The following is a 13,673-nucleotide window of genomic DNA, read 5'->3' as shown; positions in this document are numbered from 1 at the left end:
CACACCTCCAATTTTGACGACACAGTATCAGCCAGGCGAGAAAACTCAAAAACTTTCCGCGCACCGGAGGCGATATGGGCGCTTCAGCATCTACAAAACACGGTCGCGACTTGTAGCTTGTCTCCTCGTGAACCACATTTGGGTCACGGAAATGCTTCATCAAGGAATTCTTTCATGCCCAAGTTCAGCCTACCACAGGTCCTCGATGAAATTTTGGTCCTACATTCGACAATCGCCACCAGGCTGCTGAACGATTTTCCCGATGCTTACGGTGTCACGTTTACACTGACCAACGAGCGATCCTATGCGATGCCGCGCATGGATGTTCCTGAGGGCTACGCCGACGGATATCGGGAACCAAAGCTCGAAGCATTGGCAAAAGACCTGATGGATGAGATCGCCCCTCGAATGGGTGAACTCTACGGCCTGATGTCGCCCATCTTTGGCAAGACCGACACCGTCTTCCTGTCCGCAGTCCGGAACACGAAGAAGAACGGCCTGGAAGCAATGGGCGGGATTGAAATCCTCGGCTCCATTGTCGGTGGCCTCGGCGCGCAGTCTATCCGGCGACAGATAGTCGCGAGCGAGGACAGAATTTTCGCGCTCAGTAAGACACGTTTTGAACTCACCGGCATCATTGAAGACCCTTCGGCCGTCAAACGCATACAAGATTGCACGGCCAAAGGGTTTGCCGCGACCTGGGACGCTCTTGAATCTGAAAAACTGTTCGTAAATAGCCTGGTCGCGAGAAAGGCTGAAGTGTCACGGCTCCGTAAGTGGCTAAACCACTTTCCGAAACCAAGTGGCGACCTCAAGTTTCGCATGGACGAACAGGTCTGCCACGTATCAACTTCCTCTGGTGAGAGACGCGCCTTCCTCGCAGTGAAGACTGACGATGTTCTTGCAAGCGATCATAAAGCTAAGACCGTGAACGACGCCGGAATAGAAGTTCTTGTCTTCGATCCTATTCGGGGATTTGCCCAGGATGAACAACCAACGTTCAAGCCGCGATAAGCTACCCGCATTCCCACAATTTGAGATATCTCACTGCGAGAAGAGCGAGGGATACTGCTGAGCGCCAGGAAGCCGCGACTTCCGTCTAAGTTCAATTTGTTGGTTGCCTATGACCGTGACCCAATTGCCAAAAGGAATTCTGTAGAGAACAAAAGCAATGACGAATGACGGCTGGATGCACTTATCGAAAGACGGAATGGCGACCAATCCCGATCCGATCACAGGCGGCATCATCGACAGCGAAATTGTTTCCGGAAAATGGTTTGTCATTCCCAACAATAACGACCTCCTTCCAGGCGACGGATTCGCGTCGAAGGATGACGCGTTTGCGTTCCTCAATGACCAGATCGCCAAGCTGAACCTGGAGCCTGAGATGGCTGAAGAGTTTCGGCCGCGATAAGCCTACGCCGTCTCCCTCGTTGCGCTTCAAAGAAAAACAAGTCAGCATTTTCATATTGACGTTTCAAGGGGCAGGCCGTGGAATTCTTGGTTGAAGTTCGCAAATATGGTGGCCGGAACCACGACAGGGTAGGGCCAGTGCCAACGTTGCTGGACGACGTTATCCAAACCTTGCAGGAAACGCGTCTCGAAATTCCACCCGAACATCGAGCAGACGCCCGCGTAGATGTTGGCGAAGAGAGCGGCATGGATTGCCTCTCGATCTATTATTACAGGCCGCGCACGGCCGAGGAGATCGCCGCAGACGAAGCCGCTGTCAAGGCGAACTGGGAAAAGCAGCTTCGGGACGCTGAAGAACGCGCTCGATATTGTCGCGAGCAGTTGGAAATTTTGCAGAGCCCGGCCGCGTAAACCACCCTAGAACCCTTTTAGGGGTTGCAAAAAGCTAGTTTCGGTGAAGGTACTTCCGACAATTCTCTACTCCACACGTCCCTGCAGCACTGAGGGATAATAATCCGGTCCGGAGCCAACTGCAGTCAAGGAGATAAAACAGAGATAACGTCGATAACTCCTTGGCGAGCGTCGTTTTCGCCTCTATCTTGGCGGCACCAGATAAGGATATCCGCATGAACAACTCTTCGACTGCAGTCAACCTTGTAACCGCTTCTTGGGGCCGCATAGCTCAAGCTATCAAGGAAACTGTAGAGGCGAACCCTTGGGACCGCTTGCCGACTGTTTTTCTGGAGACGTTTCAAGCCCAGTGCAAGCGCGAAGGCGAGTTGATGATCGCAGACGGAACGGTTTTTGATATCTTCCCGAAAACGAAACCGTCCGACCTGCTGGACGCTAATTTCCCGGCGAAATTGTTCAAGAAGATCGAGAAGCTTCACGGTGCTGAGAAGGACGAACTCCTCATGAGTTACCTCTTCACCGTAGATCGTGAAGGCCTGGAAGGAGAGGTCGCCAGCACCATTTCGGACGCACTTTCCGTACTCCATGCGCTTCATTCCAAATGGACGGGTGAGGGGAGCTATTCCGCTCCTCAAATCGCCTACACACTCTGGCACCTCGATGACGAACTAGATGAGTTGCTCCCTGACGTCGCACAGCTGGTCTACGCCCACCTCAGCAGCATCAGAGCGTACTATGACCACTCGAAAGGGGAGAAACAAGCCGAGGAAATCTGGATCAAACACTCCATATCGAAGAAGCCTGGTCTCATGGCCCGAATGGAGACGTTAGGACAGCTTGCCCGGACCGAGCCAAAACCGGTTATCGAGGCGTTCCTGAAAGAACGCATTAGCGTCGACATCTCTGTCTTGGAGGCGATTGCGCTGGCAGATGCTGCTAAGCCCGAGGAAGAGTCGGGTCCGAGCCCAGGCTGACGAATACTTCAACACGCTTGTGCAATTCAAACACCGACGATTTCTGGAATGATGATGGACGATCAAATCAAAAAACCGCGTGCATACTGGCATCCTGTTGCCCTTTCGAAATCCCTCAAACGCGCGAAACCGCTCCGCATCATGCTGGGCGGGATGGCATACGCTCTTTTCCGTACTACTGCAGGCGGAATTGGCTGCGTGAAGGACATCTGCCCCCATCGATTTGCTAGGTTCTCCGAAGGCAAGGTCGTCGGTGGCGAGGTGCAGTGCCCCTATCACGGTTGTAAATTCAACGCCCAAGGTCGATGCACCGAGATTCCGGTTCACAATGGAGAGGTGCCAAATCGCTTCGTCAAGAACCTCGCTGCGAGAGAGCAGGATGGCCTCATCTACGTCACGGATGACAAGGACAGCGCAGGCGAGCCCCACCAGTTGAAATGGGACGATCAGCCCTATGTCCGACGCATTATCGAAAACAAGGTCGGGACCAGCCTCGTGAACGTCGCTGAAAACGTGCTGGACCCCACTCACACCCTATTCGTCCACAAGGGCTTGATGCGCGGCCTGACCGACAAGACATCACGGGTCACAATTGACGTGAATGGCAACCAGGAACGGATCGATATCAAATTCTCAGGCGAAGACGTCCAGAATGGCATCGTCTCCAGGCTTCTCGAAGGCAAACGAAGCTACTCGACCGGGAGCTTCGAGCTTCCTGGCATCGTGGAGATCGAATACTGGGCGAATGGCAAAATGAAGCTCGCCAACACGCTTATGTTCTCAAAGATCGACGAGAACACGACCCGGGGCTTTGCGGTCCTTACCGCTCCACGTCAATTCGGCCTCGGGTTTGTGAAAGCAGCCGTGTTCATCCCGTTGTTGAAGCACATTATCAAACAAGATCGAGTCATGATGGACATGTCGCACGAGAACTGGGAAGCAAACGGAAGGCCGAACCGGGCGATGTCACCTACAGATTTCGTTCGACCGAACATCGAAGCAATAATGAGCGGCATCACGCCACCGGCAGCAATTAACCCTGTCAGGATCGTTTATGAACTTTAATGGAGGAGCCCTGCGAATGCGACGCAACGAAGATGTAGAGTTCGATTTCCCAAAAACTGAAACTTGGCAAAAGATCGGCCAAGAGCTGGTCGAGCGCGACATCCTGATTTTCGAACTCCAGGCGTTTGAAAGTAAGAACCGGATCACCCTTACCGGCGCTATCGGCTCAATAAGAGAGAACGAAGCCCTCGATGAGGTGGTCAAACGACATTTCCCGCACCTCAAGCTCTTCAATAAGACCATCGTCACAGCACCCTTCCGGTCCGCGAACCATTCGCATTTCGACGTCTGGCCTGACGATATTCAGGATACCCACCCTTAAGTTTGACTGCGCGCAAGTATGACTGCGCGCAAGTATGCAGCCAAACAGATATGCAGCTAACAACATAAGAGACCGATCAATGCAGGTGCGAGCGATCTCCACGCTCTTCGTCCGTACCTGCATATAGGAGTTCCACCTCCATATCACCCGCCAAAATCATCTGAGCCATTGCACGGATGGTCGCCACCTGTCCGGTGGTCGCATCTTTAAGTTCCTTGAACAGGGCTGAAACCTCTTCTCCAGCCTCTACTCTCTGCCGGAAGCGCGTCCGAATATCTTCATGGCGAGCTGCCTGCGAACCCTGGGCATGCACAGCCTCTCTAGCGTCGTTACTGACCATCTGACTACGCACATCAAGCAGGAATGAGACCAACGCGTCTAGGCTCGGCACATCCAGATTCATCCTGCGCGTACCCGGCGAATATCGCTTGCCGCCCGGCTGACGAAAGGAAATATCGACCGTCGAGTTCACCTTTGGCTCCCACCAATCTATTATCGTGTCGTTTACGACATCAAGGCCCCCAACACGGATGCACTTAGAGGTCTGCGCCTTTCCCCTGGCCGCCAAAGCTTTATCAGCGGGAACGAGGAGATACAGCGGGATGTATTCGCACCGTGGCAGACGCGAAGTATGCCGTTCCATGACCTCACAGTCAGCTTGTGTGAATGACGAGCCCGAACGTGCAGCCTTTGACAGCTTCATCCTGAACCAGCCCGCGCGGCGCATGGCGGCTTCCCAGGACTTCATTTCCTTTGTGATAGTCTCTAGTTCGTCGAACGCACCGTGCCAAGGGCCCCACCGATCCTCGAAAGGGCTCTTTCCACGGCGCACGGAGAACCACCATTCCTGTTTGGCAGGACTGAAGATCATATAGCCCTCACCAAAAGGAATGTAGTAATAACCAGCTGGATGCGCTCTCTTCCAGGGAGCGGGCATGTTTCGAATTTTGGCCATCTTGGTCTCGCGTTATTCAGGTCTCTTTGGATTATGGGAGACACAAATTCGAAGGTAAACACCAAAAGGCGATGGCATTTTGAACGTGATCCACTTCTCCGCAACAGAACTTACAAGATTGAAGTATCGAAGTTTCAGCACTTTGCAGTTAACCAATGACAGAAAATCAAAAACGTTCATTTGACTTCCTGAGACCTTTCGCTAAATAGAGCCAAACAAAGGGAATTCCTATGATCCTCACTTCTATCGTCACTGCAGCCGTCGTCGCGAAGCTCAGCTCCGCTGGAATCATCAAGGAGCCAGCTTTCCTAAAGACAATGCGTCGCGCACGCCCGACCGAACAGGAAAACACGGACAAGGCTGAGTGATTTTACGCGACCTCCGGCAACCATCATTGGTCACCATCGGCAGCAGACTACGCTGCTTGCGAAACATCAGGAGCAACCCAGGTCCGAGTATCAGGAGCCAGGATGTAGACAGAGCCCATTCGCTCGATCACTCGCGTCCGATGGCGTTCCCACCGAGCTACGAAATAAAGCATCGAACAGACCGCAGCCAAGATACCCATGAGGGATACCGCTGCCCAGATCGAGAGACACGCAATCAGCGTCAGCAGGACAACTAAGGTGATAGCAAGTGTGATCTCCCCTCCAGCCGAACCCTTCATGGAAGCTGCATCTTCATGAGTAGCTTCAGCAATGCGCCACGCAATCGGTCCCTTTAACCTACCGCCAGCTTCGACTTCCACGACTTGAGACTTTAGTGTCGAAACGAACCCGCCCCGCGCGTGATGCCCGCCAAATTCGACGACTTCCAAGCGTGCGGGATTCGCGAATTCCTTCAGCTCCCCTGGCCGTAAGTGACTGAACTCCTGCAAAGCAGAGACTTTGATGTCATCCGGATCATGCAGAGCGGTTATGCCCTGAATGAGACCAGTTGCTTTGGATAGATCAAAAATACCATGATCTCGGTGACCAATTGTGAAGCGTGGGTAAGGAGTGTTCCGCATAGTTTTCCTTTAAGAAGATGAAATTGAGTTTCTTTCCACGTCGGGATCGAAGCCGTTGCCATCAGGCCCACAGCCATCAAGCTTCTCTCCACCGGCAATCACAAAGCCTGAAGGATCAACATAGATACGACCTTCACGACACAGCTCACCGTTCACACTGATCGTCCGAGGTCCCGAGACATGAACTCCCTGCGCGACGAGCCATGCGGCTATTGCCGTAGCGACCTCCTCGCCAGCCAATTCGATGCTTACACCGGGCCCATACTTGGTTCGACCGTCACCATATCTAATCAGCATGGCCGTAGTCTCAACCGTCCCGTTCGCTGTCGGGAAGCTGCATAAGCTCCTCAACAATCCATGCCATAGCCATAGATACGGATTTTACTGTCACTACCTCGCGAGGATGCGGGCGGTACGGGTCCCAACGCTCATCATGGATTGTGATCGCGCCCGGCTTGCCACGAACCTTGAACGCGCGCTCGGAGCCACCGTCATGACCGGTCGTGTGACCCTCCGGGTAGGCAGCATGAAACGCAGAAATCCGCCCTGGAGTCTGCTCAGCCGAGATGTCCCAATGACAACCGTCTCCACGATAATATACCGAAAAACCTTTCGGGAAAAACGGCTGAGCCTTATCGAAAAAATGCTTTTCAGCTTCCTTCAGCCGAGCATCGCCAGCCGCATATTCCAACTTTTTCTCAAGCGTAAGCGTCATTCTTGTGGTCCCTAGAGGTGCGATGGGAAAACTGATAAAGGAATTTCGCGATTATTCAACAGAATTCCTTCTAACCTCATTAAGAAAGGAGTTCTTGCAAAGAAATCTCAGCTAAATAGCGTCACGCGACAAACATATGCATGATGAGGTCAACACTGCCCGAGCACACTTGCCATTCTCGGATGGCGTCCTTGAATGAGGAGTGCAAAAGCCGGGAGGAAGGCTGACCCCGCCACACGTACTTTCTTCGGGAAGTGTCTCCCTTGGGAGCGTGCAAAAGGCGGGGTTTTTATTTTCAGGACCCGATGAAAATCAGGGTTTCGATAGATGGCGCAATCCCAGGCGGATGAGCTTGGTCGTATCCACCTCTTGGCCAACCTCCTTGATCACAGCTGAAATCGCGTTAGCGGCTTGATCCCTTGAATAGCCAAGATTGGTTAGTCCCGAGATAGCCTCCGCGACCGGCGCGAGGGTCTTAGCACCTCCCAAGTCCTGGTAGACCTCTGCATCGCCCTGATCGCTCAGGTTCTTCGGCAGTTTGTTCTTCAACTCAAGAACAATTCGCTCGGCGGCCTTCGGACCCACCCCGGGGGTTTTAGACAGCAAGCTCTTGTCCTGAAGGGCAATCGCGTTCGCCAACTGGCCAGGAGACAACTTTGACAGGAGCGCAAGCGCCAACTTGGCACCGATGCCCTGGACAGACTGTAGCAACAGGAACCACTGACGCTCAAAGGCGCTGGCAAAACCGAAAAGCTTGAGCTGATCTTCGCGTAAGTAGGTCTCGATAAAGAGCGTGAGCTGGTCACCGATCTTACCTGCATGAGCGATAGTCCGTTCCGAACAATGAACCACGTAGCAAACGCCATTCACGTCTACCAGCACGTAATCGTCGGCCTTCTCGTCAACAATTCCTTTAAGCTTACCAATCATGCGAGAACCGCCCATCAACAGTTTCAATCACTGAATATTGGACCGCAATTCCTTTGGTCCTGCAAAGGGAAAACCCGGAAGAGTCGATAAAGACCGTTATCGACCCTTCAAAAGCTTCCAAATTCTTGCTGGTTGCTCGATTCGCACCTACGTTAGGGACACAACAATCGAGAGATAAAAAGATGTCCGTTTCACAGGGAACACGTTACCCAACTTCCATTGAAGCTTCCTGCTACGGCCTTCACCCGATTGCGCCGGAGCGATTGCAGGCGGATGCCGCCGCGATCATGGAGGTCCTGGCACTTCTCGAAAACCATGAAATTCCGCAACGCCAGGAGGCGAATTCGCAGCGGTTCCAGGTCGTCTCCCGCCTGCTCAGCGCAGTCGTTTCTCAGTCCGATCCGACCTGGTTCACGGTCTCCGAATTGTTTGGCCACCCGGCACCGGAGCTTGCCAGGCGACTGATGCAGCATATGAGCAACTTCTCGCGCAGCATCAAACAGCAGGATCAGAAACGGTACACTGAACTCGTCGAACAGTTCGACAATGATCGAGGCTTCGAAGTCCTGGACAGCTACCTCGATGTTGCTCTTCGAGGCGAAGCGCCTGTTGGCGAGGATAAGATGGCCTACATTATGAAGGTCCCCGGCAAGTTTAGCCTTCAGATCGGCGCTTGTGATGAAACCCTCCGCGATTTTCTTACAGCCATGATCAAAGATCGGGGCTTTTCCCAGCAGCGTCCAGAGCTTTTGGGAGCATGGCTCATCCATGACCCTCAGGAAGTGCAGGCAGCAATTTCAACGGCTTTCAAGATGGAGGCAATGTCTGATGGCACGTTCTTCATCAACGAGCACAAGGCCAAGCCAATGCTGGAAGCCCTGCTAAAACAGACGAACAACTACGTCCTGTCACCCTGGCACGTGGAGGACGAGCCGTCAGCCGGTTTTGGCATGTAAACTGCCAACCGCCAAATTTGTGCAGGCGGATAAACGCCCGCGCCGACGGGACGCTGGACGGCCTGCAGTAGTGGGAAACGGCCGATCCCGGCTTGTCTCGCCGACGCTACTGAACCAAAAGGGAACGATGAAGCTCGCGAACGGTATCCCAGGTCGACCGGACCGCCACTCGATTGCCTATGTGGGGCCACTGGCAAACGCCGTGGACACGACCTTTGATGACCTCCCCGAATACAACGCCCTTGGCGGCCATTGCCCACGTTGTGAGCGGGTAGGCTGGGTGGATCGCTACGAGTTGAAGCGACGGTTCTCCAATGCCTTCCTCGGCCCCTTAGCAGTCAGACTTCGCTGCCTGGGATGCGGTAACCGTCAAAACAACAAATGGATCATCGGAAAACTACCGCGATGACGGCCCGGCCTCATCAGCCTCGATATGACTGGTTCATGACAAAACTCGATGAGCTTGACCCGCCGACGAAATTTGATTGGATGGACCTATCGGCATGTGCGCATTCGCAAAGAACTGAACGGCCCACTGAAAGGCAAGTGGCAGTGGTCGGGATGTTTCCTCGTACGCATTCAGGACATCCTCCATCGCCGAACACCGGATATTGTGACACGGCTCGTATCGCAACCGAGATGGTCGAAGAATTCTATGCGACATGTCTGCGCGACATGCAGGCGAGACAGTGCCCAATATCCCGCTCATGAAGGCACGCCAACAAATGCACAAGTCGCCGACAGTGTCGAAACAGAGTCGTCAACGGGATGGAGAATAGCAACGAAATGAAGCGCAGCGGCAAAGCTGTTTTCAGACGGAACATGAACGCCTGGAACAGCAATTCTGTCTGATAACGCCAAGGCGCTCCACGCCTTGGCGTCTGGTTCTGGTCGAGGTGCCCCTCGCTCTTTCCAAAGATAATATTCGCTTCTGACATTTTTAGTGTTGACACAATCGTTCACCCCATGTTCTCCTATGTTGACATAGACGATGAGATGATAATTCAATTTGGCTGAAGCGGTTAAGGCAGAGAAGCGAGTTTTGAAACTGGCTGTTCCGAACAAGGAATGGGCAGTTGTTGCTCTTGCGCTCACGCATGAGGCGAAGAACCTCTACAACACCTGCACCTTTCTCATTCGCCAAATCAACAGTGCATATCTCTTTGACAATGAGACGAAAACCTATCGTCACAGAGACGATTTGCATGAGCATCAGCGCATCGCGCTGATGGCTTTCAATCGCGTTATCGAACAGGTCAATGCCAAGCGCAGGGCAAAGCAGAACGACAAGCCCAGGTACGTCGCTTCGCTTAAGCCCGTGATGAGTGTTCCACCGCTTTATGTCGTCCTGGATGTCACCGTTCTCGACAACGTGGCCAAAGCCCACGTCGATCATGAAGGGCAGATCGTCTACCGACGACTGCCCGCGTCAGCGTCTCAGCAAGTCGTCCGGTCCGTCATCGACGTGTGGAAAGCTTCGCTGGCCGCGCAAAGGGACTTTGCCAAGCATCCGGAGAAGTACACCGGTCGGCCGCAGTTTCCAGGTTTCAAACCGAAGGACGGGCATTTCCCCCTGGAAATGCCCTATGCCATGATGGTGAGAGGGTTGCCAAAACCGGCGGTGCTAAAATCGCTCGGCGATGTCACCACGGATCAGCTGAACCGTTTCTACGCCTACGACCTGAAACAGGCAGCCTTGACTGCCTGTGAGAAGCGCGGTTGGCAAAATGCCAAGCCGCAACACATCAGAATCATCGCCGAAGGTGCGTCCAAGGTGAAGATCGAGGCGGTCGTCGCTTTGAGCAGAACTTATCCGGAAGGATCACTACTTCATCGTATCAGCGAAGAGCACCAAGGGAATTTCACCGATCTGAAAACGGTCGAGGATCGGGAGAAGTTCATTCTCAATCACGTTAGACGATCTGATTTGAAACTGAAACTGGCGGGCTTGGACTGTGGGCAAACCAACATCGCCACAGTGGGTTTCTCCACCGGTCATCGTGCCATTGTTCATTCCGGTGACCGACCGAATGAGATCGTTGAACGTTATCACCAGTTGATGGACAAGCGCCTAGCCGCTTGCGCTACGCCCCGCATGATGGAACTGCAACGCCTGAAGCAGGAGCTTGTCGACAAGGGAGAGAAGCTGGGCAAGGCCCAGCGGATTGAGCTACGCAAGGAGCAACAGAAGGGTTTTGCCGATCCGGAATATCGGAACCTGGCAGCCCGGTTAAACCACATCAAAAGCGACTTCGAACACAAGATTACCACCGACATTGTCAGTCAGTGCGTGAAGCACGGGATTGACCTCATTGTCATTGGCAAGAACAAGGGTTGGAAGAGTGATATTGACAGTGGCAATGAGCAGAACCGCAAGTTCCATGCCATTGCGCATGCACGGCTGATCAGTTTGATCAGGTATAAGGCCGAAGCCTACGGCATCGCCGTGATAACTACCGAGGAGAGTTACACTAGCCAATCGTCCTTCATCGACGGCGATGAACTTCCAGTTCATGCCACGGTAAAATCGGAAACGAAAAAGGAAAAATCGACAACACAGACCGAAGCGGATTTTCCCGTTCCGCAGCACAACTTCTCTGGAAAGCGCAGCGCCAAGAACCGCACATGGTTCGTTCGACACAATGTCGTGGCAGAGAAGCGTTTCTCCAGGATACACGCTGACGTTAACGGAGCATTCAACATCATCCGCAAGGTCTTCACGAACTTCTGTCATCACGCCGGACTGACGTACAAATTCACCGTCAGGTGGATCAGTCCCAGGCGTGGCACAGTCGTCCCGATTGCCTGTCTCTAACGAGACGAGCAATCGGAAATTCAGTCCCCGTCGGGAAACCATTGGCGAACGAGGCATGGTTCAGAAATGAATTGTGGAACAAGCCAATCCTCTCAATTGAAGGTCGTTGCTCGATCAAGAAGGATAACCAGGACAACCAGTTGGAAGTCACCTGCAAGACCGGCGAGAACTCGTATCTCAAGCACTTCCTCGGGATCAGCGACAACGTCACCTATTTCGCAGAACAGATGGAAGCGAGCAACGTCAGTGCCTATCATTACAAGGTGATCTTCAAGCCGCAGGCAATCTTGCCGGACATCGACCTCGCCGTCAGCGGCAAGGAGCTGGTGACCCCGCGCTCGGACGTCAATACCACCGACTTCAACCCGAAAACGCGTCAGTAAGGTGGCCTGAAAGGCACCGACTCTGGAGCCTTACCGCTCTCACCATGTAAGGCTTGAAACTTAGTATAGAACGGAACCTACGGCGGCCAGTAGCCGCCGTTTTGCTGTCAGCATGACCATAACAGACCTTCAACCTGGCGGCCTTACACGATAGGCTCCACAAGAGAGGAAATTGACGTGCTCGCTATAACAGCAGCTCGCTCGTCCTCTCCCAGTCAAAAACACCGTTTGCCATGTCGCGTGCCGAGCCCGGGTAGCCGACGCTCAACTCAGAAATCATCCTTCCGAACCCAGAAAACATGAAGTTGAGATGGTCATGGAAAATCTCACCTTGCTCCGTGCCCTTGGCCTCGTCATAGGCAGGTATCACGCTGATCGCGGATCGAAGTCGATTGCGCATAAATGCAGGCACACGCTCGTCGCGTTGCGCGGAAACGAGGAAATCAAGGGAGAATGCTCGCTTAACCTCGTCGAACGACGATGCACCCGACGCCAAGGCCGCTGGCAGGACAGAGATATAGTTTTGCGACATTCGGCCCGTCCACATCGGTCCGTCGGAGCCTGCCATGTTCTGCCGAACAAACCCTGAAACAAGTTCAAGATGAGCATCTTGCGAAAGACGACGGAACGTTTCGAACGCGTCCTCTTGGCGCAGAGGTGATGCGACAGCCCGAATTCCTGCAGCAACGCACGTCACCATGGCAGTAGACAAAACCGTAAATGATCGCCTGTTCAAAAGCATTCGCCGCACCTCAATTCACTCATAATCGTTATGTTGCTACATTCCATTCCGCCCGTCATCTTGCAAATGCCGTAAAAATGCCGAGCCCCGCAAGAACCAGAAGGGCCGACCATCACCTATTCAATGCTGACCAAACTCAGGCGCGGCGGCAACAAGCATCATTCCCGGAGATGAGACCCGAAAGCACCCCTGACACGGACCATTGTTGTGCATCGCACGGAGGCCTTGTAAGGTTCGCACACCTAGTTGTTAGGAGCCCGACCATGCATCCTGCGGACAAATCCAAGCTCGATATGATTGCTAAATACGGCTTCTGCTTCAATCCGGTGAGGGCTAACGGAACCGACTTCGTTTACACTGCCGGACTTTATCGCAATTTCAAGCACCCTGAAATCTATGTCATGGGTTACCAAGTCCAGGACGCCGTGAACCTTATTGGCATGGTCTACGAACGCATCAAATCCGGTGATCGTTTCTCCGATGCTATGGTAATCGATGACTTGCTTAATGACTCACTATTTGCAATCAGGCCGATGTTGCAGTCGAGCACCGATCAAAATTCCGGACTAGGCCGGAGGCTCGTGGGGGAGTTTCCGGCGGTTCAGCTATTTTTCACAGATGCTAACGACCTATTTCCCTGGGAAGAGAACTGCGACCCGCGCTGCAAGCGCGTCCAGACCGGTTTTCTGGAGGTCACATCCGAAATACCTGTTCGCCAGATGCGAAGCCTGAAGATGAACTAAGGGCCACGAGGGCTCGACCGCCACCTGCGGGACCGGCAACGTCGGCTCGAAAAGCGACTGAACTCTTTACCCGGGAAGATGCTTCAAACCCCAGCTCGCTGGGCCAATATCAACCATTGCAATTGGCGGAAGATACGTCGTCCGCACCAGTGCTGGTCGGGACAGTGCCTCGACAATCAGACGGGCTGTTTCGGCTTCCAAAGTCGTCCCACTCCTCAAGTTCTCTTCAATCTTGTTCAT

General features: G+C 53.4%; 18 protein-coding genes. 11 read left to right on the top strand and 7 right to left on the bottom strand.

Going from position 1 to position 13,673, the window contains the following annotated elements; all coding sequences use genetic code 11:
- The first annotated feature begins 174 nt into the window (after nucleotides 1–174).
- From FFR93_RS01975 to FFR93_RS01950, 6 genes are all read left to right on the top strand, one after another.
- On the top strand, nucleotides 175–1,014 hold the full coding sequence (locus FFR93_RS01975) for a hypothetical protein (RefSeq protein ID WP_138391675.1): 840 nt from the start codon (nucleotides 175–177) through the stop codon (nucleotides 1,012–1,014).
- Between the two features lie 196 nt (nucleotides 1,015–1,210).
- Nucleotides 1,211–1,414 (top strand): hypothetical protein, encoded by a 204-nt coding sequence (locus FFR93_RS01970; RefSeq protein ID WP_138391673.1) that lies wholly within the window; start codon nucleotides 1,211–1,213, stop codon nucleotides 1,412–1,414.
- Nucleotides 1,415–1,491: 77 nt separating this feature from the next.
- Complete coding sequence (locus FFR93_RS01965; RefSeq protein ID WP_171049030.1) at nucleotides 1,492–1,824, top strand: hypothetical protein; 333 nt, start codon at nucleotides 1,492–1,494, stop codon at nucleotides 1,822–1,824.
- A gap of 215 nt (nucleotides 1,825–2,039) precedes the next feature.
- Entirely contained in the window at nucleotides 2,040–2,798 is a 759-nt protein-coding gene (locus tag FFR93_RS01960; RefSeq protein WP_138391671.1) for a hypothetical protein, read from the top strand.
- Between the two features lie 54 nt (nucleotides 2,799–2,852).
- Nucleotides 2,853–3,863 carry a Rieske 2Fe-2S domain-containing protein gene (locus FFR93_RS01955; RefSeq protein ID WP_171049029.1) on the top strand — a complete coding sequence of 337 codons (1,011 nt, stop codon included), beginning with the start codon at nucleotides 2,853–2,855 and terminating at the stop codon, nucleotides 3,861–3,863.
- 16 nt (nucleotides 3,864–3,879) lie between these two features.
- A complete protein-coding gene (locus FFR93_RS01950) occupies nucleotides 3,880–4,185 on the top strand; it encodes a hypothetical protein (RefSeq protein WP_138391667.1) in 306 nt (101 codons plus the stop codon).
- 76 nt (nucleotides 4,186–4,261) lie between these two features.
- Here FFR93_RS01950 and FFR93_RS01945 read toward each other — a convergent pair whose 3' ends face one another.
- Complete coding sequence (locus FFR93_RS01945; protein ID WP_138391666.1) at nucleotides 4,262–5,140, bottom strand: hypothetical protein; 879 nt, start codon at nucleotides 5,138–5,140, stop codon at nucleotides 4,262–4,264.
- 230 nt (nucleotides 5,141–5,370) lie between these two features.
- On the opposite strand from FFR93_RS01945, the gene FFR93_RS40640 reads away from it, so the two are divergent.
- Nucleotides 5,371–5,508 carry a hypothetical protein gene (locus FFR93_RS40640; protein ID WP_171049028.1) on the top strand — a complete coding sequence of 46 codons (138 nt, stop codon included), beginning with the start codon at nucleotides 5,371–5,373 and terminating at the stop codon, nucleotides 5,506–5,508.
- Nucleotides 5,509–5,555: 47 nt separating this feature from the next.
- Here the strand turns inward: FFR93_RS40640 and FFR93_RS01940 are convergent, their stop codons facing one another.
- From FFR93_RS01940 to ruvA, 4 genes are all read right to left on the bottom strand, one after another.
- Nucleotides 5,556–6,149, bottom strand: a complete 594-nt coding sequence (locus FFR93_RS01940) for a hypothetical protein (RefSeq protein ID WP_138391665.1) — start codon at nucleotides 6,147–6,149, stop codon at nucleotides 5,556–5,558.
- A gap of 9 nt (nucleotides 6,150–6,158) precedes the next feature.
- Nucleotides 6,159–6,446 carry a hypothetical protein gene (locus FFR93_RS01935; protein ID WP_138391663.1) on the bottom strand — a complete coding sequence of 96 codons (288 nt, stop codon included), beginning with the start codon at nucleotides 6,444–6,446 and terminating at the stop codon, nucleotides 6,159–6,161.
- A gap of 10 nt (nucleotides 6,447–6,456) precedes the next feature.
- Nucleotides 6,457–6,864 (bottom strand): hypothetical protein, encoded by a 408-nt coding sequence (locus tag FFR93_RS01930; protein WP_138391660.1) that lies wholly within the window; start codon nucleotides 6,862–6,864, stop codon nucleotides 6,457–6,459.
- A gap of 312 nt (nucleotides 6,865–7,176) precedes the next feature.
- A complete protein-coding gene (ruvA, locus tag FFR93_RS01925) occupies nucleotides 7,177–7,794 on the bottom strand; it encodes a Holliday junction branch migration protein RuvA (RefSeq protein WP_138391658.1) in 618 nt (205 codons plus the stop codon).
- 53 nt (nucleotides 7,795–7,847) lie between these two features.
- Here ruvA and FFR93_RS01920 point away from each other — a divergent pair, with 53 nt between their 5' ends.
- Nucleotides 7,848–8,750 carry a hypothetical protein gene (locus FFR93_RS01920; protein ID WP_138391657.1) on the top strand — a complete coding sequence of 301 codons (903 nt, stop codon included), beginning with the start codon at nucleotides 7,848–7,850 and terminating at the stop codon, nucleotides 8,748–8,750.
- A gap of 705 nt (nucleotides 8,751–9,455) precedes the next feature.
- Here FFR93_RS01920 and FFR93_RS01910 read toward each other — a convergent pair.
- Nucleotides 9,456–9,713, bottom strand: a complete 258-nt coding sequence (locus FFR93_RS01910; protein ID WP_138391655.1) for a hypothetical protein — start codon at nucleotides 9,711–9,713, stop codon at nucleotides 9,456–9,458.
- Between the two features lie 46 nt (nucleotides 9,714–9,759).
- Between FFR93_RS01910 and FFR93_RS01905 the strand changes: the two genes are divergently transcribed.
- Both FFR93_RS01905 and FFR93_RS01900 read left to right on the top strand, forming a co-directional pair.
- Nucleotides 9,760–11,565, top strand: a complete 1,806-nt coding sequence (locus tag FFR93_RS01905; protein WP_138391654.1) for an IS200/IS605 family accessory protein TnpB-related protein — start codon at nucleotides 9,760–9,762, stop codon at nucleotides 11,563–11,565.
- A gap of 41 nt (nucleotides 11,566–11,606) precedes the next feature.
- Nucleotides 11,607–11,948, top strand: coding sequence for a hypothetical protein (locus tag FFR93_RS01900; protein WP_138391652.1), 342 nt, complete (start codon nucleotides 11,607–11,609; stop codon nucleotides 11,946–11,948).
- A gap of 184 nt (nucleotides 11,949–12,132) precedes the next feature.
- On the opposite strand, the gene FFR93_RS40635 is transcribed toward FFR93_RS01900, so the two are convergent.
- On the bottom strand, nucleotides 12,133–12,690 hold the full coding sequence (locus tag FFR93_RS40635) for a hypothetical protein (RefSeq protein ID WP_171049027.1): 558 nt from the start codon (nucleotides 12,688–12,690) through the stop codon (nucleotides 12,133–12,135).
- A 263-nt stretch (nucleotides 12,691–12,953) separates the two neighbouring features.
- Here FFR93_RS40635 and FFR93_RS40630 point away from each other — a divergent pair, with 263 nt between their 5' ends.
- Nucleotides 12,954–13,433 carry a DUF4262 domain-containing protein gene (locus tag FFR93_RS40630; protein ID WP_171049026.1) on the top strand — a complete coding sequence of 160 codons (480 nt, stop codon included), beginning with the start codon at nucleotides 12,954–12,956 and terminating at the stop codon, nucleotides 13,431–13,433.
- The last annotated feature ends 240 nt before the right edge of the window (nucleotides 13,434–13,673 follow it).

The sequence above is a fragment of the Rhizobium sp. MHM7A genome, from assembly GCF_005862215.1.
GTDB classification, from domain to species: domain Bacteria; phylum Pseudomonadota; class Alphaproteobacteria; order Rhizobiales; family Rhizobiaceae; genus Rhizobium; species Rhizobium bangladeshense.
The sequence above is the reverse complement of the archived record's forward strand: the minus strand, read 5'-3'. Positions and strand labels throughout refer to the sequence as shown.